Source organism: Streptomyces sp. SID5785, from assembly GCF_009870065.1.
Taxonomy (GTDB): domain Bacteria; phylum Actinomycetota; class Actinomycetes; order Streptomycetales; family Streptomycetaceae; genus Streptomyces.
Window position 1 is genome coordinate 1 of sequence record NZ_WWIA01001018.1, and the last position, 19,382, is coordinate 19,382.

Below are 19,382 nucleotides of genomic sequence, written 5' to 3' on the forward strand. Positions count from 1 at the left end.
GGAGGGGGCGGGACGGTGGGAGCAAGGGGTCATCCCAGTGCGGCCAGTGCGGACTCGGGCCGGGACAACACCGACGCAGCGTCAGACCGGTGGCGGCACACCCCGGCAAGCCCAGGTCACGACCCACCCCCGCCCGGCCAGGGCACACTCAGCCCCGCCGAGGCCGGCGGAAGAGCCGCCCCAGGCCCACGACCACGATCAGGAGCACCGCCGCCCCCACCGCCCCGGCCTTACCGGTGACATCCACCCCACCGTCACCACCGCTCCCGGAGTCGGACCCGGAGCCGGAGCCGGACCCGGTCGTCCCCGGCGCCCCCTCCACCTCGACCGGCCGGACCGTGCTGCCCTTGCCCTCGCTCCCGTACAGCAGCGTCCGCCCGTCCAGCGTGTACGTCACGGACTCGCCCTGCGGCTGCATCGGCACGCTCAACTGCCCCTGCCGCTTCGGCTTCCCGTCGTTCCAGGAGTAGGAGACACCCCCGAAGTACCCGCGCACCGCGAGCTGCCGCCCGTCGGGCGAGAACGCGGCGTCGGTGGCCCACAGGTCGATGTCGGCGATGCGCCGGAAGGTGTTGGTCCCGGTCGTGGACAGCGTCTTCGGCGCCTCGTACAGGCCGCCGCCGTCCTCGCCCTTCTCGATGATGTAGACCCGGCCGGTCTTCGGATGGACCATCATCGACTCGGCGTTGCGCGCGCCGTCCGCGTACTTCACGACGTACTGCGTGGCCCGCACCGTCTGGTCCCGCAGTTCCTTCGGCTCGGGCAGCCGGTAGATCCACACGTGGTCCCACGTGCCGCCGAGGTTGTCGCCGATGTCCCCGACGTACAGGTTCCCGTCCGGGCCGACGGAGATCGCCTCGACGTCGCGCGGCGCCCCGATGCCGGTGAGCGTGAGCGTCGCGACCGTCTCGCCGGTCCGCCCGTCGATCGCGTACAGGTACGCGCCGTCGTCGCTGTCGTTGTGCGTCCAGTAGACGCCGGGGTGGGCCCTGGACGCGGCGAGGCCGCTCGACTCGGTGATCCGCGGGTCCTTGATCGTGAACCCGTCCGAACCCGGCGACGGCCCGTCGGCCGCGGCGGGCACGGCGGCCGCCCCGGTCACCAGCACCACGGCGGCCAGCGCCCCACCCACCCGCGACACCGTCTTGTACGCACGCATGCCCCCAGCTTGCCAGGCCCGCTCCGGGCGGGCGTGTCCGGACTCACACGGACGCGACGGTGGTGATCCCCGCGATGTCGACCATGATGAGCGGATGCTCAGGTTCATGTTCGTGGGCGACTCGATGACCATCGGAAGCGCCGGTGAACACACCTGGCGCCTGCGCATGTGGCAGCACCTGCGCGCCACCGGCACCGAGTGCGCCGTCGTCGGCCCGCGCACCGCCCTGCACGGCGGCACGCACGACTACGCCGACCCCGGTTTCCCGCAGCAGCACCTGGCGGGCTGGGGCGAGGGCTGGCAGCACATGGCACCCGTCATCGGCGAGGCCGTCACCGCGACCGGCGCCGACACCCTGCTCATCTCCCTCGGCCTGATCGACCTCGGCTTCTACACGGACGCCGAGCAGACCGCGGAGAACGTCCGCCGCTTCGTCGCCGGGGCCCGCGCCGCGAACCCGGCCGTGCGCATGGTCCTGCTGCCCGTCATCCCGAACGTACGGGCCGGGACCGACGCCCCCTTCGCCGCCCAGGTCGACCGGTTCAACACCCTGCTCGCGAAGGCCGTCGCGGATCTCGACCGCCCCGGCTCCCCGCTGCTGCTCGCCTCGGTGCCGGACTCGTACGACATCCACACGGACACCTACGACGGCACGCACCCCAACGCCTCGGGCGAGCACAAACTCGCCGGTGCCTTCGCGGACGCCCTGCACCAGGCCTGGGGCGTCGGCGGACCGTACCGCGCCGGCCCGCGGTGACGCGCCGCCCTGCCCGAGACCGGTGACGTGCGCCGCCCCTGCCCTCTCACCCCTCACATACGCCACCGCGTGACCGCGAACGCACTCCCCTCCCGCCGCACCTCGGCCGCTCCGGGGCCCGGGAAGTGCGCCGGAATCACCAACTCGCCCTCGTCCGCGGCTCGTCCGAGCACGCGCACCCGGCTGGCCGCCGACGTGACCGGGTCCACGCACATCGCGCTGCTGCACGTCGGCGCGAGGAACTGCGCGGGGCTGTGCAACAGGTCCCCGGCGAACACCGCGCGGTCGCCGCCCGAGGACAGCCGCAGGACCGACGAGCCGGGGGTGTGGCCCGGAGCGGGCTCGAGCACCAGGTGCGCGTCGATGCGGTGGGAGTCCTCCCAGAGCACGGCCCGGCCCGCGGCGACGACGGGGGCGATGCTGTCGGCGAACAGGAACCGGTGGTTGTCGCGCACCGTGCGGGCGGCGCCGCCCGGTCCGAAGTGGTCGTGATCGGGGCGCGGGATCAGATAGTCGGCGTTCGGGAACATGGGCACCCAGGCACCGTCCTCCTCCCGCGTGTTCCACCCGACGTGGTCGCCGTGGATGTGCGTGTTGACGACGATGTCGACGTCCTCGGGACGGACGCCCGCGCGGCGCAGCCGGTCGGGGAAGTCGGTGTCGAGGCCCGTGAAGTGCGGCGTGCCGGGGCGTTCGCGGCCGTTGCCGACGCCGGGGTCGACCACGATCGTGCGGCCGCCGCTGCGCAGCACCCAGGCCTGGACGGCGGCGATCACCTGCCCGTCGGCCGGCTCCCGGAAGTCCGGCGTGAGCCACTCCTCGTGCTCCTGCCACACCGGGTCGATCCCGGGGAACATCGCACCCGGCGCCCCGAAGGCGCCGCGCACCTCCTCGACCCGGAGGACCTCGATGTCGCCGAGCACCATGCGCTCCCGGCCACCCCCCGCGCTCCCGACCGCGCGAGCGTCCCCGCCCGCACCGCCGACACCCGTCACACCGAGACCCGTCACACCGGCACCTGTCACACCGGCACCCGTCTCGTCAGCCGTCGTGTACCTCACGTTGTCGGTCGTCGTGTCCCTCACGTCGTCAGTCGTCATGTACCTCACGCTAGAAAGACCCCGCGAGCGTCTCAATGCGTACTCCGCTCCGTGCGATACGCGATCCGCTCACGCATCCGGCGCCGGTACGCCTACGCTGGCCCCATGGACGTGGTGAGCGACGCGATCACCGCCGTGCGCGCCGGGCGGCCCGTCACCAACCGGTTGCGGATCGACGGCGGCTGGTGCGTGCGGCTCGACCCGTACGAGGGCGCGGGCTTCCACGTCGTCCTCGCCGGCACGTGCTGGCTGCTGCCCGACGGCGGCGCGCCGGTCACCCTGCGCCCCGGCGACGCGGTCCTGCTGCCCCACGGCGCGGGCCATGTGCTGGCCGACGCGCCCCGGGACCCGGCGGCCCTCGCCCGCGCCGTCCCCTTCGACGCACTCCCCGACCCGCCCCCGGCCCCCGCGGGCCAGGACGCGGACCCGGTGGAGCTCCTGTGCGGCAAGTACCGCCTCGACCGCAGCCGCACCCACCCGCTGCTCACCGAACTGCCGGACGTCGTGCACCTGCCGGACGACGACGGGCACCACCCCGAGCTGCGGGCGGCCGTCGGGCTGCTCGCGCGGGAGGTCGAGCAGTCCGGGCCCGGCTCCTGCGCGGCCGTGCCGAGCCTGCTCGACCTGCTGCTCGTGTACATGATCCGGGCGTGGACCACCGGCCCCGCGGGCCGCGCCACCGGACGCTGGCCCGCGGCGCTCGCCGACCCGGTGGTGACCGAGGCGCTGCGCCTGCTGCACACCGACCCGGCGCTGCCCTGGACGGCCGACCGGCTGGCCGCCCGCGCGGGCGTCTCGCGCGCCACGCTGGGCCGCCGCTTCACCGCCCTGGTGGGCCGCCCTCCCATGGCGTACCTGACCTGGTGGCGGATGACCCTCGCCGCGACCGCGCTGCGCACGGCGGACACCCCGCTGGAGTCGGTCGCCCGCGACGTCGGTTACGGCTCTCCGTACGCCCTCTCGCACGCCTTCCGCCGCGCCTTCGGCACGACCCCGGGCCGCTACCGCGCGGCGCGGCGCCCGGCCCCGGCGTGAGCGGACGAACCCGCGCAACCCGCTTGCCTAGAGCGCACTCCACGGTCTTGGCTGGTCCGACATGAAGTACACGCAGCTCGGACGCACAGGACTCAAGGTCAGCCGACTCGTCCTCGGCACCATGAACTTCGGTCCGCAGACCGACGAGGCCGACAGCCACGCCATCATGGACGCGGCGCAGGCCGCCGGTATCAACTACTTCGACACGGCCAACGTCTATGGGTGGGGCGAGAACAAGGGCCGCACCGAGGAGATCATCGGCACCTGGTTCGCGAACGGCGGCGGCCGGCGCGACCGGACCGTCCTCGCCACCAAGGTGTACGGGAACATGGCGGGCGACGGCGACGTCTGGCCCAACCACGACCGGCTCTCCGCGGTGAACATCCGGCGGGCCGTCGACGCCTCGCTCAAGCGGCTCCAGACCGACTACATCGACATCTACCAGTTCCACCACATCGACCGCCGGACCCCCTTCGAGGAGATCTGGCAGGCGATCGACGTCCTGGTCCAGCAGGGCAAGATCCTCTACGCCGGCTCGTCGAACTTCCCGGGCTACAAGATCGCCCAGGCCAACGAGACCGCCGCCCGCCACGGCCGCGTCGGCCTGGTCAGCGAGCAGTGCCTGTACAACCTGGCCGAGCGCCGCGCCGAGATGGAGGTCATCCCGGCCGCGCAGGAGTACGGCCTCGGCGTCATCCCCTGGTCCCCGCTGCACGGCGGGCTGCTCGGCGGCGTCCTCAAGAAGGAGAGCGAGGGCAGGCGCCGCAAGGACGGGCGCAGCGCGAGCGCGCTGGAGAACACCTCGGTGCGCGAGCAGGTCCAGCGCTACGAGGACCTGCTCGACAAGAACGGCATCGAGCCCGGCGAGGCGGCACTCGCCTGGCTGCTCACCCGTCCCGGGGTCACCGGACCGATCGTCGGCCCGCGCACGAAGGAGCAGCTGGACTCGGCGCTGCGCGCGGTCGAGCTGGAGCTGGGCGAGGAGCTGCTGACGTCTCTGGACGAGATCTTCCCGGGCCCGGGACCGTCCCCCGAGGCGTTCGCCTGGTAGCGGTCGGCCGTACGGCGCGGCGGCCGCGCGGGGTCACCTGCCCGCGGCCGCCGCGACCACGACCACGACGAACATCAGCACGAGCACACCGGCCATGATCCGGTTACGGGTCTTCGGGTCCACTCGACGAGCCTAACGCGGCTGCGCGAGCGGCCATCCGGCGACCTTCTCGTAGTGCGGCCGTTCCCCCGCCACCCCGGACACGGGCAGACGGCTGCGGACGAGGGCCAGCTCGGACACGGTCCAGGCGGGGCTCTCGAAGGCCCCGAGCGCACTCGCGTACGGGGCGAGACCGGGGCCGCCCGCGGCGTTGCGGGCCAGCGTCAGGTGGGGGCGGTAGCGGCGGTGCTCGCCGGGCAGCCCCGCTCTGCGCCCGGCGGCCACGGCCCGCTCGGCGAGGTGCCCGAGCTCCGTGACGTCTCCGGCGACCCCGGCCCACAGGGCCCGGTCACCGAAGTGGCCGCCGCCGTGCAGGGCGAGCGGGAAGGCCGGGGTGTGCCGGGCGGCCCGCGCGAGCCGCTCCGTGAGGTCCGGCACGGTGGCCTCGGGCACTTCCCCGTAGAAGGCGAGCGTGAGGTGCCAGCCGGGGCGGGCCGTCCAGCGCAGCCCTGCGGCGGGCGGCAGCCGGTCCACGGCGGCGGCGAGCGGGGCCAGGGCGGTGGCGGGCGGCAGCACGGCGGCGAAGAGTCTCACCGGGCCAGTCTCGCGGACCGGCGGGCGCCCGGTACGCCGAAGGGCCGGACGGTGATCGCCGTCCGGCCCTTCGTCCGTACCCGGTACCGGTGCCCGTGCCCGGTGCCGAAGCCGGTGCCCGTGCCCGGTGCCGCAGCCCGTGCCCGGTCAGGCGACCGCGGCCAGCTCCTGCGGCTCGCGCGGCACGAACTGCAGGTGGCGCTCGCCGCGCCGCAGGTCGACCTTGAGCCGCAGGTTCGCCGCGCGGGCCAGCATGAAGCCGACACCGACCGCGGCGGCCGCGCAGATCACGCCGCCGAGCATGAAGCTGACCCGGACGCCGTACTGGTCGGCGAGCCAGCCGAAGAGCGGTCCGCCGAGCGGGGTGCCGCCGGTGAACACCATCATGAACAGGGACATCACCCGGCCGCGCATCTCCGGCTCGGTGCCCATCTGGACCGTGGAGTTGGCGGTCACGTTGACCGTCAGGCCCAGGATGCCGAGCAGCACGATGAGCGGCGCGAAGGCCCACACCCCGGGCGCCCACGCGGCCAGGATCTCCAGCGTGCCGAAGCCGATCGCGGCGCCGACCAGGACCCGCAGGCGGGTGGAGCGGCGGCGGGCGGCGAGCAGCGCGCCGGCCAGGGAGCCGACCGCCATCAGCGTGTTGAAGACGCCGTACATGCCGACGCCGCCGTGGAAGACGTCGTCGGCGTAGGCGCTGAGCCAGATCGGGAAGTTGAAGCCGAAGGTGCCGACGAAGCCGACGAGCACGATCGGCCAGATCAGCTCGGGGTGCTGCGACACGTAGCGCAGGCCGTCCTTGAGCTGTCCCTTGCCGCGCGGCGCGAGCTTCGTGCGGTGCAGCTCGGCGGTGCGCATCAGCGTCAGGCAGGTGAGCGGGGCGAGGAAGGACAGTCCGTTGGCGAGGAAGGCCCAGCCGGGTCCGACGGCGGCGGTGAGCGCCGAGGCGACGGCCGGTCCGATGAGCCGGGCGGACTGGAAGTTGGCGGAGTTCAGCGAGACGGCGTTGCGGACCTGGTCGGGGCCGACCATCTCGGAGACGAACGACTGCCGGGTGGGGTTGTCGACGACGGTGACGAGGCCGGTGAAGAACGCGGCGACGTAGACGTGCCACACCTGCACGTGCCCGGACAGCGTCAGCACGGCCAGGAACAGCCCCGACAGGCTCATCGCACCCTGGGTGCAGAAGAGCAGGCTCCGCTTGGCGAACCGGTCGGCGATGACGCCGCCGTACAGGCCGAACAGGAGCATCGGCAGGAACTGCATGGCCGTCGTCACACCGACCGCGGCGGACGATCCCGTGAGGGAGAGCACCAGCCAGTCCTGGGTGATGCGGGCCATCCAGGTGCCGGTGTTGGAGATCACGGCCCCGGTCGCGAACAGGCGGTAGTTGCGTACCTTCAGGCTCGCGAACATCGAGGTCTTACGGGGGCGGGCGGGGGTGTCGTGGGCGGCTGGTGCGGGGGCGGAGTCTGCTCCGGATCCCGTACTCAAAGTGGGTTCGCCTCCTCGGCGTCGTGGTGCTGAGCGGTACTCAGAGGTGGGCGAGCTTCTCCAGGACGGGGGCGGCCGCGCGGATCTTGGCCCAGTCCTCGTCGTCGAGTCCTTCGGCGAGGTCGGCCAGCCAGGCGTTCCGCTTGCGGCGGCTCTCCTTGAGCATGGTCTCGGCCTGCTCGGTCGAGGTGACGACCTTCTGCCGCCGGTCCTCGGGGTGGGGCTCCAGCCGGACCAGTCCCTTGGACTCCAGGAGCGCGACGATGCGGGTCATCGACGGCGGCTGCACATGCTCCTTGCGGGCGAGCTCACCGGGGGTGGCGGAGCCGCACCCGGCGAGGGTGCCGAGCACCGACATCTCGGTGGGGCTCAGCGACTCGTCGACCCGCTGGTGCTTGAGCCGACGGGACAGGCGCATCACCGCGGAGCGCAGGGAGTTCACGGCGGCGGCGTCGTCGCCATGGGTGAGGTCCGGCATGTTTGTTAGCGTAACTCATTACATTGCCTAACGACCACAGCGGGGGCGCCGTCCCGCCCGTGATCCCGGACACGGAGCGCCCGCCCGACGGGCGAGGCGAAACCTTACGTCACTCAAACGAGTGAGCCGTTTCCGGAAAGTGACACGCCCGGGCCGACACCCCCGCGACGCTGTGCGGCATGGGATCGACAGTGCTCAGCCTGCGGATAGACGGTGAGCTCCTCGGCCGGCTCAAGGACCACGCCGCCAAAAGAGGAATGAGCGTCCAGGACTACGTGGTCCGGACGCTCATTCGAGACGACTTCGACGAACGCTTCAAGACGGCCGTCGAGGAGACGGAGAGGTTCTACGGGGCCGCCTGAGGTCCGCCCGGGATCACCGTCAGGTGAGCCCCAGCGCCGGCATCAGGTAGTAGAAGGCGAAGACCGCCGAGACCGCGTACATCGCGACCGGGACCTCCTTGGCGCGGCCCGCGACCACCCGCAGCACGGTGAAGCTGATGAAGCCCATGCCGATGCCGTTCGTGATCGAGTACGTGAAGGGCATCATCAGCATCGTCACGAAGGCCGGGATGGCGACCGTCCAGTCGTCCCAGTCGATCGCGCGGATGCCACCGGACAGGATCAGGAAGCCCACCGCGAGCAGCGCGGGGGTCGCCGCCTGGGACGGGACCATCGTGGCGATCGGCGTGAGGAACAGCGCGACCGCGAAGAGACCGCCCGTGACGACGTTGGCGAAGCCGGTGCGGGCGCCCTCGCCGACGCCGGCGGTGGACTCCACGAAGCACGTGGTGGCGGAGGACGAGGACGCGCCGCCGGCCGCGACGGCGATGCCGTCGATGAACAGGACCTTGTTCATGCCGGGCATCTGGCCCCTGGCGTCGGTCAGGTGCGCCTCGTCGCTGATGCCCATGATCGTGCCCATGGCGTCGAAGAAGCAGGACAGCAGCACGGTGAACACGAACAGGACACCGGTGAGGATGCCGACCTTGTGGAAGCCGCCGAACAGGCTGACCTGACCGACCAGGCCGAAGTCCGGCGTCGCGACCGGGTTGCCCGGCCACTCCGGAGTGGTCAGACCCCACGAGGGGACCTCGGCGACGGCGTCGACGATCACCGCGGCGACCGTCATGACGACGATCGAGATCAGGATCGCGCCCGGCACCTTGCGCACCAGGAGCGCGAGGGTCAGCAGGACACCCAGGACGAAGACGAGAACCGGCCACCCGTTGAGGTGGCCGTCGGCGCCGAGCTGCAGCGGGACCGTGGTGTGCGCGGCGTCCGGGATGCGGGAGACGAAGCCGGAGTCGACGAGGCCGATCAGCATGATGAACAGGCCGATGCCGATCGCGATGCCCTTGCGCAGGCTGAGCGGCACGGCGTTCATCACGCGCTCGCGCAGTCCGGTGGCGACGAGCAGCATCACGACGAAGCCCGCGAGGACGACCATGCCCATCGCGTCCGGCCACGACATGCGCGGCGCGAGCTGGAGGGCGACGACGGTGTTCACGCCGAGGCCGGCGGCGAGCGCGATCGGCACGTTGCCGATGACGCCCATGAGCAGCGTGGTGAACGCGGCGGTCAGCGCGGTCGCGGTGACCAGCTGGCCGTTGTCCAGCTGATGCCCGTACATGTCCTTCGCGCTGCCCAGGATGATCGGGTTGAGCACGATGATGTAGGCCATCGCGAAGAAGGTGGCGAAGCCGCCGCGGACCTCGCGGGGGAGCGTCGAGCCACGCTCGCTGATCTTGAAGTAACGGTCGAGACCGTTCTTCGGGGCCGGCGGCGGATCGGTGGCATCGACCTGGGCGGTGGCCGAAGTGGACATGGGTGACCTCAGCTGGTTTCAGCGGTGCTAGCGGGCGGGAACGTCGGCGAGTCTGGCTGTCGTGTGATCACCGATGGGTTTCCCCGACGTTTCCGTTGGTGCTTCGTACGAACAGAAGTGGCCAGTCTCAGGCCGTTTCAGTATGAACATATGAAGGCAAAATCGCTATCTCCGCGCGTAGACCCCGGGAACGCGGGGCCGCTGCGACCGCCGGCGCGGGCCTCGTAAGCTGTGTCCATGGCGAAGTGGACCCCGACACACGAGGCACCGGAGCCCCTGGAGGGGCCCGTGGTGGCCACCATCACCGGCGGCACCATCCTGTGGTTCGTCCTCTTCCTCGTCCAGCTGCCGTTCTACGGCTGGTTCGACGACCGCGGACACACCTGGTGGATCTGGACCTGCCTGGCCGGAGCCGGTCTCGGCCTCATCGGCATCTGGTACGTCCGCGGGCGGGACGCCGCGCTCAAGCGGGCCGCCGCGGCCGCCGGGGAGTCCCCCGAGGGGTCCACGGGCCCGGCCCGTACAACCCCGGGACCATAGGCGCCGCCGGCCCGTCCTCCCCCGGTCGGATCTTTCACCCGCTCGAGGGGTGAACCCCCTATATCGCCCGTACTGTCGATTCCATGACCCATATCGACGCGGGCGCCGAACTCGACCCGGTGCACCCCGTACCCGTGCCGGAGCGGGCCCAGGGCCTGAGCACCGCCGAAGTGGCGGAGCACGTGGCCCGCGGCGAGGTCAACGACGTACCGGTGCGCAGCTCCCGGTCACTGACCGAGATCGTCCGCGCCAACGTCTTCACCCGGTTCAACGCGATCATCGGCGTGCTCTGGGTCGTCATGCTCTGCGTCGCCCCGATCCAGGACAGCCTCTTCGGCTTCGTGATCATCGCGAACACCGGGATCGGCATCATCCAGGAGTGGCGCGCCAAGAAGACCCTGGACTCCCTCGCCGTGATCGGCGAGACGAAACCGACCGTGCGGCGCGACGGGGCCGCCGTCTCCGTGTCCACCTCCGAGATCGTGCTCGGCGACCTCATCGAGATCGGCCCCGGCGACAAGATCGTCGTCGACGGCGACTGCGTCGAGGCCGACGGCCTCGAGATCGACGAGTCCCTGCTGACCGGTGAGGCCGACCCGGTGGTCAAGCGGCCCGGGGACGCGGTCATGTCCGGGTCGTTCGTCGTCGCGGGCGGCGGCGCGTTCACCGCGACCAAGGTCGGCCGCGAGGCCTACGCGGCGCAGCTCGCCGAGGAGGCCAGCCGCTTCACGCTCGTCCACTCCGAACTGCGCACCGGCATCTCCACCATCCTCAAGTACGTGCAGTGGATGATGATCCCGACCGCGATCGGCCTGGTCATCAGCCAGCTCGTGGACAAGAACCACGGCTTCAAGGACTCGATCGCGCGCACCGTCGGCGGCATCGTCCCGATGGTGCCCGAGGGCCTCGTGCTGCTCACCTCCGTCGCCTTCGCCATCGGGGTCATCCGGCTCGGCCGCAAGCAGTGCCTGGTGCAGGAGCTGCCCGCCATCGAGGGGCTCGCCCGGGTCGACACGGTCTGCCTCGACAAGACCGGCACGCTCACCGAGGGCGGCATGGACGTCGCCGAGCTGCGCCTGCTCGGCGACGCCGACGAGGCCTACGTCCGCCGGGTGCTCGGCTCCCTCGGCGAGTCCGACCCGCGGCCCAACGCCTCGCTCCAGGCCATCATCGACGCCTACCCGGACAGCGTGGACTGGCGCTGCACCGAGGCGCTGCCGTTCTCCTCGGCCCGCAAGTACAGCGGCGCCGCGTTCAGCGAGGGCGACGGGACGGACAGCGCCTGGCTGCTCGGCGCGCCCGACGTGCTGCTGCCCCCGCAGGACCCCGCGCTCGCCGACATCGAGGAGCTCAACGAGCAGGGGCTGCGCGTGCTGCTGCTCGCCCGCGTGACCCGCGACCTCGAGGACCCCCGGGTCAAGGAGGACGCCGAGCCGGCCGCGCTCGTCGTCCTGGAGCAGCGGCTGCGCCCGGACGCCGCGGACACGCTGCGCTACTTCGCCGAGCAGGACGTCAAGGCGAAGGTCATCTCCGGTGACAACGCCGTGTCGGTCGGCGCCGTGGCCGGAAAGCTCGGTCTGACGGGCGCCGAGAACACGGTGGACGCCCGGACGCTGCCCACCGACCCCGAGGAGATGGCGGACGCGCTCGACGCCGGCACGGTCTTCGGCCGCGTCACCCCGCAGCAGAAGCGGGACATGGTCGGCGCGCTCCAGTCGCACGGGCACACCGTCGCGATGACCGGCGACGGCGTGAACGACGTGCTCGCGCTCAAGGACGCCGACATCGGCGTCTCGATGGGCTCCGGCTCGGAGGCGACCCGCGCCGTCGCCCAGATCGTGCTGCTCAACAACAGCTTCGCGACCCTGCCCTCGGTCGTCGCCGAGGGCCGCCGCGTCATCGGCAACATCACGCGCGTGGCGACCCTGTTCCTGGTCAAGACCGTCTACTCGGTGCTGCTCGCGCTGCTCGTGGTCTGCTTCCAGGTCGAGTACCCGTTCCTGCCGCGGCACCTGACGCTGCTGTCGACGCTGACGATCGGCGTCCCGGCGTTCTTCCTGGCGCTCGCGCCCAACAAGGAGCGGGCGAAACCGCACTTCGTGCGGCGCGTGATGCGGTACGCGATCCCGGGCGGGGCCGTCGCCGGCGTCGCCACGTTCGTGATGTACATGGTCGCGCGGCACTACTACACGGGCGACGGGGCGCTGGACGCGGAGACGAGCGCGGCGACGCTCACCCTGTTCCTGATCTCGATGTGGGTGCTCGCCATCATCGCCCGGCCCTACACGTGGTGGCGGATCGGGCTGGTGGCCGCGATGGCCCTGGCGTTCCTGCTGGTCCTGGTCGTGCCGTGGCTCCAGGACTTCTTCGCCCTGAAGCTCGTCGGCTCGGTCATGCCGTGGACCGCGGTGGGGGTCGCCGTGGTGGCCTCGGCGGGTCTCGAGGTGCTGTGGCGGTGGGTGGACCGGCGGTTCCCCGCGTAGGAGCGGTCAGTCGAACCAGCGGTCCCTGGCCAGCTCCGCGGTGCGCGACGGGTCCTCCAGCAGGGCCGCCACCTCGAAGCGGCGCGGCCACTGACCGGCCGCCCAGGCCAGGCCCGCCGCGACCCCCTCCAGGGTCGCCGCGTGCACCGTGCCGTCCGGGGTGCGCCGCCAGTCGGCCTCGTGACCGCCGACGGAGAGCTCCTCGTACTCGACGTACGTGTCCGGGACCGCGGGCCCGAGCAGGGTGCGGACCGCGTCGGGCACCGGGTGCTCGACGCCCCCGGCGCCGCCGACCGCGCCGTCGACCGCCTCGCTCAGGCGGCCCACCTGGAACAGGTCGGCGAGCCGCGCGGCCCGGCCGGGCGCGACCGGCAGCAGGGCCCGCCCGGCGGCGAGCGGGATCAGGTCGGGGGCGTCCGCGACCAGCGCGTCACCCGCGTCCACGACCACCACCTCGCCGTCCCGGACGGCCCGCAGGTCGTCGGGGAGCGTGACCTGTTCGGGGTCGAGGTCGGCGAGCAGCCCGTACAGCGCGTGCAGCTGGGCGGCGCCGACCGCCGTCAGGTCCGGGTCGGCCAGCCGGTCAAGGAGCTCGGCGGCGCCGCCCGGCTCGTCGAGCAGCGCGGCGGCCGAGGTGCGCACCCCGAGGGCGCGCAGCACCTGCTCGTCCTCGAACCCGGACGCGTCCGCCTCCTCGTAGAGCCCGGCGAGCAGCGGGTCGCCGCCCGCGGCGCGCAGTCCTGCGGGGCGGCGGCCGTCCAGGACCGGGTGGCCGCGCAGCCACCACGCGGTGTACGGGCGGACGAGCTCGTGCGTGCCGTCGGGCAGCAGGACGCGCACGGGCTGGGTGAGCGCGTCGCGCAGCGGCGGCCGGGACAGCAGGGCGAGCGCCTGCGGCCAGCGGTCCTCGTCGACCAGCTCCAGGTCGCGCACGGCGACGAGCTCGGTGGCGACCGGCGGCACCGGCGACTCGGGCAGCCGGTCGAGCACGTCCTCGCACCACACGTCGACGGCGTCGAGCAGGCCCGCGTCGTCGGGCTCGGGGAAGTCGCCCTCGCGCGGGTCGAGTTCGTCGGGGTCGAGGACGACGTCGGCGGCACGCACCAGGGCGAAGGTCGCCAGGACCCCGCAGGCGGCGAGCGGCTGTTCGCCCCAGCGCCCGGCCAGTTCTTCGTCCACGCAGGCGAGTTCGCCCTCGCGCAGCACCCCGGCGAGGGGGCTGCCGGGGAGCAGCAGCTCGGCGGCGGGGGCGAGTTCACCGTCCTCGTCGGTCAGGGCGAGGGCGCCGAGCCAGGGTTCGTCGCCGACGTCGAGCCCCGCGTCGCGCACCAGGGTGAGCACGACGTCCGCGAGCTCCTCGGCGTCGAGCGCGCCCTCGTCGTCCCAGGCCGGCTCGTCGTCGAGGGACGCGGCGACCGCCGCGCGCACCTGAGGGGTGGTCAGGACGGCGCGGGGCGTCGCCGGGAGGGCACCGAGCTTCTCCAGGAGGGGGTGCGCGGCGTCCGGGTGGGCGACCTTGAGGCCGAGCCGGGTGAGCGCCTCGCCGGGCGGCGTCGCGGCGCCGGGAGCGGGCAGCAGCACCTGGCGCGGGCCGATCGTGGTGCGGCCGCCGGCCAGCGGCACGGGCAGCCCGCTGAGCCGGTCCGGGTCGACTCCGGCCAGCGACTCGTACAGGCTGTGCCACCAGCCGGGGTCCTTCTCGAGGCCCGCGAGCCGGTCGACCGCCTCGGTCAGCGGGACCCGGGCGACACCGAGCGTGCGCAGCTCGACGCGGCGCTCCAGGCCTGCGGGCAGCAGGCTCGGCAGTACCTCGGCGAGGACCCGCACGGTGTCGGCGCCCGCGCCCTCGACGACCTCGGCGTCCCGCGGGCGGAGTGCGGCGGGGCGGTCGTCCTCGTCTCCGGCGGGGGGCAGCGCGGGCGGCAGGAACGCGACCCGCGGCAGCCGCTCCAGGACGGCGGCGCGCAGCGCCCCGTCCAGTTCGCTGCGGCCGAGCGGACCGGGCACGAGGTCGAGCACGCCGGGCCCGACGGGCTGCCACTCCCCGAGCAGTTCGGCGTACGCGTCGGCGGCCCGCTCGGTGAGGTGGTCGGTCAGCGGGCCGGGCGCGACATGCCGCCGCGCCGTGTCGAGCGGGAAGGAGGCGATGAGCAGCGCGGGCACGCCGAGCGCCTCGTCGCTGGGGGTCGGCGCGTGCAGCACGGGGGCGCTGCGCGGCGTGTCCGGGGCCCCGTCGGCGTCGACGGGCACGGCCCAGGTCACGCTCCAGTGCGGGCGCAGCCGCTCCTCCACGGGCCGGTCCGCGAGCAGCCCGGCGTCGAGCGCGCCGCTGCGGCTCACGGTGCGCCAGCGCAGCGCGGCCGGGCTGCGGCCGTCGTCCTCGATGACGACGTAGGGGCCCTCGGTGCCCCGGCGCAGCGTCCGGGTGCCGGCGTCGGTGGTCACGGTGACCTCGGTGAGGCCGGGCAGGGCGAGCAGCAGCGTGTCGTCGACCGCGTCGAGCAGCCGCACGGCGAGCGCCTCGGCGGCCTGGTCGCGCAGCGGCAGCACGACGACCGTGTCGTACGGCTCCGGGGCGCGTCCCTCGGCGGCGAACGGCAGCCGCAGCAGCGGCACGTGCCCGTCGCGGCGGCGCAGTTCGTCGCCCAGGGCGGGGCTGTGCCGGGCGGTCTCCCCGGCCGCGATCCGCGCCTCGGCGAGCGACCAGCGCACGCCGCCGGTGCGGCCGAGCACGGCGGGCTCGTCCGTCACGGCGAGCACGGCGGCGAAGCCGACGCCGAACCGGCCGACGGCACCGTCCGTGTCGGCCCGCTTGGCGGAGGCCCGCAGGGTGGACAGCGACTCGACACCGGCCGCGTCCAGCGCGGCGCCGGTGTTCGCGGCGACGAGGACGCCGTCCCGGAGCGTCAGCGCGAGCCGGCCGGGCGCGCCCGCGCGGGCGGCGGCGTCGGCGGCGTTCTGCGCGAGCTCCACGACGAGGCGGTCGCGGTACCCGCCGAGCGCGAGGTCCTCCTCGGCGTTGGCGTCCTCGCGGAACCGGGCCCCGCTGGCCGCCCAGGCATCGAGCACGCCGCGCCGCAGCCGGGCGGTGCCGAACGGGTCGACGCCCTCGGCCGCGGGCCGGACGATCTTGCTGGCGCTCACGGTGATCTCCTCAGGGCCACACGTCATCGGTCGGCCCGAACCGTACCGCGCCCCATCGGCAGGTCCGGCCTCACCCGTCCTTCGGCAGCCGGTCGATCTGGGCCCGCACCAGGCGTTCCAGCGACGCCCGCACCGGCTTCACGGCGTCCCGCCCCGACGCGACGGCACTGCCGGACGCGGCCATCACGACCGATCCGGCCCGCACCACGACCACGACCGTGTCGTGCGGCCGCACCCCGGGCTTCCCGGCGACGAGCCGGTACGCCACGGCCCCGTCGCCCAGCTCTGCGGGCGCCGGATCCCGGACCGCCTTCGTCCGCTCGTGGTCCGCGGAGGTGAAGGGCGCGCAGTCCTTCAGATCGGTCCGCAGGGTGTCCAGCACCGCGCGCGCCGTCGCCTGACGATGGGCCTGTACCAGGAGGTGCGACGGCCCCGTCTGGACGAGCCGCGGCTCCCGCTCGTCGGTGCCCGTGACCAGCAGCTGCGCCTCGGCCTCGGGTCGGATCCGGCCGGCCAGGACACCGCCGGTGTTGCCGCACGCGGGCGTCCCGCCTCCGGCCCCGGCCACCGGCGGCTCCTGGGCGCCGCCGAGGAAGCGGAAACCCTTCACGCTCCCGCTCAGCACCGCGTCCGAGAGCTCCGCCTTCGTCAGCGTCCTGTGCGTCACCTTCGGCACGGCCTGTGCACCGTCCCCGCCGCAGCCCGAGGCGAGCACCCCCACCCCGACGCTCGCGGCGACCGCCACCACGGCACGTCCGACACCGGCACCACGCTTCATGTTTCCCCACCCCTGGGCACGACCGACAAGGATCGGACCTTAACCCGGGGCGGGCGGCGTGACCTGCACCGCACCGGGGCACACCCGGTGGCGGGGACGGCTCAGGAGTGCCCGAGGTCGTCCGCGGAGCCGTCGGCGACCGCGCCCACGGAACCCGCGTCCGGCTGCGGGTGCAGCGGCAGGGGTTCGACGATCGTCTCGTCGATGACCGGGGGCGCCGGCCGGGGCGGCTTGGGCATGACGGCCGCCTCGGAGTGGCCGCCGCAGCCGTAGGAGAGGGAGACGACGCGGCCGTCCGCGGGCGCGAACTCGTTGGCGCAGACGCCGAAGGCCTGGCCGAGGGAGCCGCCGATGGGGGCCAGGAAGGCGCAGGAGACACAGGTGGCCGGGGCCGCCTGGGCCATCGGCGTCTTCGCGCCGAACGCCTCCTCCCAGCGGTCGGCGGCGATGTGCAGCCCGTAGCGGGACAGGACCCGGGCGCGCCGCATGCCCAGCTCCTCGGCGACCGCGGAGATGGAGCCGCGGGTCGGTGCGACCGGCAGGTCCCCGACGGGGCCCTCGGTCACCTCCACGTCCTCGGCCTCGACCAGCTCGGCCATTTCCTCGGACACCGCCGAGTTCGGCGGCGGGGCGTCGTCGCCCGAGTAGCCGGGCTCCAGGCGCAGGTCGTCGGCCTCGGTGGGCAGCAGGTCGCCGGGGCCCATGTCGCCGGGGCGCAGCCGCTCGCTCCACGGCACCCACTCGGGCGCGAGCAGCGCGTCGGGGCCGGGCAGCAGCACCGTCTCGTCGAGGGTGACGTGCTTGGCGCGGGAGGCCCGGGCCACGGTGACGGCCCAGCGCCAGCCCCGGTAGCCGAACTCCTTGCACTCGAAGAGATGCGTCACGACGCGGTCGCCCTCGACGACCGTCTCGACGTGCTCGCCGACCACGCCGGGCGCGGCGGCCTCCTCGGCGGCCGCACGCGCGAGGTCGACGGCCTCGGCGCACAGACGGTCGGGGGTGCGGCTTCGCGTTGTCGCTGCGCTCACAGGTATCGCTTCTCTCCTACGCCGTCTCTCGAGTGCACCCTCTGTGTGCGGGAGCGCGGACGGAGCGGACCAGGGGGCCGCGTCGACGTCCGCGCCCGACGTTCCGGGCGCACCTACGTCACCCATTCTGCGGGATGGCCGAGAGGCGCGCGGCCGAGAACAACCGCCGCGGGCGCGCTACGCACGCTACCTCGTTCCACGCCCTGCGCCCACACCGACGTACGAGCCGCACCCGACGTGAAACCCGACCCGGTGCCCCATATCGGCACTAGTACACCCGTTCACAGGGCACTATGGCTGAGTGGCTGCCGGGAGGTCGTCGTCCGCTTCGTCGCGTTCGTCCGGTGCGACGCGGTACGAGTACAGCGGTTCGGGCCCGGTGCGCGGGGCCGTCCGCACGGTCGGCCGCGCCCTGCGATGGCCGTTCACGGGCACCGCCCGCGGCATCCGCAAGGCCACCCACGCGCACGGCGCGGGCGAGTCGGGCCTCGGCAAGCTCATCGAACTGCACGCGGTCAACGGCGCGGGCGACGTCATGATCACCGTCGCGCTCGCCTCCACCGTCTTCTTCTCCGTCCCCACCGACGAGGCCCGCGGCCGCGTCGCCCTCTACCTGGCCATCACGATGGCCCCCTTCACCCTGCTGGCCCCCGTCATCGGCCCGCTCCTCGACCACCTCCCGCACGGCCGGCGCGCCGCGATGGCCGGCGCCATGCTGGCCCGCGCGCTGCTCGCGCTCGTGCTGTCCGGGGCCGTGGTCAGCGGCGGCATCGAGCTCTACCCGGCCGCGCTCGGCGTGCTCGTCTCCTCGAAGGCGTACGGCGTGGTGCGCTCGGCGGTGGTGCCGCGGCTGCTGCCGCCCGGCTTCTCCCTGGTGAAGGCGAACTCCCGGGTGACGCTCGGCGGGCTGCTCGCGACCGGGGTCGCCGCGCCGGTCGGGGCCGGGCTGCAGATGATCGGGCCGCGCTGGCCGCTCTTCGGCGCCTGCGCGATCTTCATGACGGGGATGGTCCTGTCGTTCACTCTGCCGCACAAGGTGGACTCGGCGAAGGGCGAGGGCAAGGCGCTGCTCGCCGCCGACGAGGCGCATCTGCACGGACCGGCCCGGGAGCGGCGCAAGCCCGGGCTGCGCACGGTCGGACCCGCCGTGACGCACGCCCTCGCCGCCAACGCGACCCTGCGCTGGCTGTCCGGCTTCCTGATCTTCTTCCTCGCGTTCCTGCTGCGCGAGCATCCGCTGACCGGATCGAGCGCGGCCGTCTCGCTGGGCCTGGTCGGCGTCTCGGCGGGCGCGGGCAACGCGCTGGGCACGGCCGTCGGCGCCTGGCTCAAGGCGCGGGCCCCGGAGATCATCATCGTGACGACGGTCGCCGTCGTGCTCGGCGTCGCGATCGTCTCGGCCCTGTTCTTCGGGGCGTTCATGACGGCGTGTCTCGCTGCGGTCGCCGGCTTCGCCCAGGCCCTGTCGAAGCTGTCCCTGGACGCGACGATCCAGCGGGACGTGCCGGAGGGGGTGCGGACGTCGGCGTTCGCACGGTCGGAGACGCTGTTGCAGATGGCCTGGGTCGTGGGCGGAGCGGTCGGGATCGCGCTCCCGTTGAACGGGGTGCTCGGCCTGTCCGTCGCGGCGGGCGCCATCGCGCTCGGATGGCTGTCGACGGTCCGGGGGCTCCTGTCGGCGGCGCACAGACCGTCCCGGGGGACCCGAGTGGCCTAGGGCCTGTCTGACAATTCCCCTCTGCTTCGCGACGCCTGGCACGCACTCTCGCCGCACCGGGCGTAAGGCCGAGTACATCCAGTACGAGGCCTTGC

16 protein-coding genes are annotated in these 19,382 nt (G+C 73.4%); 7 read left to right on the plus strand and 9 right to left on the minus strand.

Annotation, left to right across the window (positions count from 1 at the left end):
* Positions 1-148 precede the first annotated feature (148 nt).
* Positions 149-1,159: a WD40 repeat domain-containing protein gene (locus GTW43_RS33025; RefSeq protein ID WP_161305651.1), complete on the minus strand. Its 1,011-nt coding sequence runs from the start codon at positions 1,157-1,159 to the stop codon at positions 149-151.
* 94 nt (positions 1,160-1,253) lie between these two features.
* Between GTW43_RS33025 and GTW43_RS33030 the strand changes: the two genes are divergently transcribed.
* Positions 1,254-1,916 carry an SGNH/GDSL hydrolase family protein gene (locus GTW43_RS33030; RefSeq protein WP_161305652.1) on the plus strand — a complete coding sequence of 221 codons (663 nt, stop codon included), beginning with the start codon at positions 1,254-1,256 and terminating at the stop codon, positions 1,914-1,916.
* Positions 1,917-1,969: 53 nt separating this feature from the next.
* On the opposite strand, the gene GTW43_RS33035 is transcribed toward GTW43_RS33030, so the two are convergent.
* Complete coding sequence (locus GTW43_RS33035; protein ID WP_161305671.1) at positions 1,970-2,842, minus strand: MBL fold metallo-hydrolase; 873 nt, start codon at positions 2,840-2,842, stop codon at positions 1,970-1,972.
* Positions 2,843-3,121: 279 nt separating this feature from the next.
* On the opposite strand from GTW43_RS33035, the gene GTW43_RS33040 reads away from it, so the two are divergent.
* Complete coding sequence (locus tag GTW43_RS33040) at positions 3,122-4,051, plus strand: AraC family transcriptional regulator (protein WP_161305653.1); 930 nt, start codon at positions 3,122-3,124, stop codon at positions 4,049-4,051.
* A gap of 61 nt (positions 4,052-4,112) precedes the next feature.
* Entirely contained in the window at positions 4,113-5,102 is a 990-nt protein-coding gene (locus tag GTW43_RS33045; protein WP_161305654.1) for an aldo/keto reductase, read from the plus strand.
* Positions 5,103-5,234: 132 nt separating this feature from the next.
* Here GTW43_RS33045 and thpR read toward each other — a convergent pair whose 3' ends face one another.
* The 3 genes from thpR to GTW43_RS33060 form a co-directional block, all read right to left on the minus strand.
* On the minus strand, positions 5,235-5,795 hold the full coding sequence (thpR, locus tag GTW43_RS33050; RefSeq protein WP_161305655.1) for an RNA 2',3'-cyclic phosphodiesterase: 561 nt from the start codon (positions 5,793-5,795) through the stop codon (positions 5,235-5,237).
* Between the two features lie 147 nt (positions 5,796-5,942).
* Positions 5,943-7,292, minus strand: coding sequence for an MFS transporter (locus tag GTW43_RS33055; protein ID WP_161305656.1), 1,350 nt, complete (start codon positions 7,290-7,292; stop codon positions 5,943-5,945).
* 40 nt (positions 7,293-7,332) lie between these two features.
* The gene (locus GTW43_RS33060; protein WP_161305657.1) at positions 7,333-7,770 is read right to left on the minus strand and encodes a MarR family transcriptional regulator; all 438 of its coding nucleotides are present in this window, start codon (positions 7,768-7,770) and stop codon (positions 7,333-7,335) included.
* Between the two features lie 179 nt (positions 7,771-7,949).
* Here GTW43_RS33060 and GTW43_RS33065 point away from each other — a divergent pair, with 179 nt between their 5' ends.
* On the plus strand, positions 7,950-8,132 hold the full coding sequence (locus GTW43_RS33065; RefSeq protein ID WP_161305659.1) for a ribbon-helix-helix protein, CopG family: 183 nt from the start codon (positions 7,950-7,952) through the stop codon (positions 8,130-8,132).
* A gap of 19 nt (positions 8,133-8,151) precedes the next feature.
* Here the strand turns inward: GTW43_RS33065 and GTW43_RS33070 are convergent, their stop codons facing one another.
* A complete protein-coding gene (locus GTW43_RS33070; RefSeq protein WP_161305661.1) occupies positions 8,152-9,597 on the minus strand; it encodes an NCS2 family permease in 1,446 nt (481 codons plus the stop codon).
* Positions 9,598-9,834: 237 nt separating this feature from the next.
* On the opposite strand from GTW43_RS33070, the gene GTW43_RS33075 reads away from it, so the two are divergent.
* Positions 9,835-10,137: a DUF2530 domain-containing protein gene (locus tag GTW43_RS33075; RefSeq protein WP_161305663.1), complete on the plus strand. Its 303-nt coding sequence runs from the start codon at positions 9,835-9,837 to the stop codon at positions 10,135-10,137.
* Positions 10,138-10,220: 83 nt separating this feature from the next.
* Positions 10,221-12,620 (plus strand): HAD-IC family P-type ATPase, encoded by a 2,400-nt coding sequence (locus tag GTW43_RS33080; RefSeq protein WP_161305664.1) that lies wholly within the window; start codon positions 10,221-10,223, stop codon positions 12,618-12,620.
* A 6-nt stretch (positions 12,621-12,626) separates the two neighbouring features.
* Here GTW43_RS33080 and GTW43_RS33085 read toward each other — a convergent pair whose 3' ends face one another.
* From GTW43_RS33085 to GTW43_RS33095, 3 genes are all read right to left on the minus strand, one after another.
* Positions 12,627-15,764: a molecular chaperone Hsp90 gene (locus GTW43_RS33085; protein ID WP_343246189.1), complete on the minus strand. Its 3,138-nt coding sequence runs from the start codon at positions 15,762-15,764 to the stop codon at positions 12,627-12,629.
* Positions 15,765-15,834: 70 nt separating this feature from the next.
* Positions 15,835-16,542: a hypothetical protein gene (locus GTW43_RS33090; protein ID WP_161305667.1), complete on the minus strand. Its 708-nt coding sequence runs from the start codon at positions 16,540-16,542 to the stop codon at positions 15,835-15,837.
* 101 nt (positions 16,543-16,643) lie between these two features.
* Positions 16,644-17,570, minus strand: coding sequence for a DUF3027 domain-containing protein (locus tag GTW43_RS33095; protein WP_161305669.1), 927 nt, complete (start codon positions 17,568-17,570; stop codon positions 16,644-16,646).
* Between the two features lie 379 nt (positions 17,571-17,949).
* Between GTW43_RS33095 and GTW43_RS33100 the strand changes: the two genes are divergently transcribed.
* The gene (locus tag GTW43_RS33100; protein ID WP_161305672.1) at positions 17,950-19,287 is read left to right on the plus strand and encodes an MFS transporter; all 1,338 of its coding nucleotides are present in this window, start codon (positions 17,950-17,952) and stop codon (positions 19,285-19,287) included.
* The last annotated feature ends 95 nt before the right edge of the window (positions 19,288-19,382 follow it).

Coding starts and splice junctions, on each gene's coding strand:
- GTW43_RS33090 (WP_161305667.1), bottom strand. CDS start 16,542: ATGAAGCGTGGTGCCGGTGTCGGACGTGCCGTGGTGGCGGTCGCCGCG.
- GTW43_RS33070 (WP_161305661.1), bottom strand. CDS start 9,597: ATGTCCACTTCGGCCACCGCCCAGGTCGATGCCACCGATCCGCCGCCG.
- GTW43_RS33045 (WP_161305654.1), top strand. CDS start 4,113: ATGAAGTACACGCAGCTCGGACGCACAGGACTCAAGGTCAGCCGACTC.
- GTW43_RS33060 (WP_161305657.1), bottom strand. CDS start 7,770: ATGCCGGACCTCACCCATGGCGACGACGCCGCCGCCGTGAACTCCCTG.
- GTW43_RS33080 (WP_161305664.1), top strand. CDS start 10,221: ATGACCCATATCGACGCGGGCGCCGAACTCGACCCGGTGCACCCCGTA.
- GTW43_RS33030 (WP_161305652.1), top strand. CDS start 1,254: ATGCTCAGGTTCATGTTCGTGGGCGACTCGATGACCATCGGAAGCGCC.
- GTW43_RS33075 (WP_161305663.1), top strand. CDS start 9,835: ATGGCGAAGTGGACCCCGACACACGAGGCACCGGAGCCCCTGGAGGGG.
- GTW43_RS33040 (WP_161305653.1), top strand. CDS start 3,122: ATGGACGTGGTGAGCGACGCGATCACCGCCGTGCGCGCCGGGCGGCCC.
- GTW43_RS33035 (WP_161305671.1), bottom strand. CDS start 2,842: ATGGTGCTCGGCGACATCGAGGTCCTCCGGGTCGAGGAGGTGCGCGGC.
- GTW43_RS33065 (WP_161305659.1), top strand. CDS start 7,950: ATGGGATCGACAGTGCTCAGCCTGCGGATAGACGGTGAGCTCCTCGGC.
- GTW43_RS33025 (WP_161305651.1), bottom strand. CDS start 1,159: ATGCGTGCGTACAAGACGGTGTCGCGGGTGGGTGGGGCGCTGGCCGCC.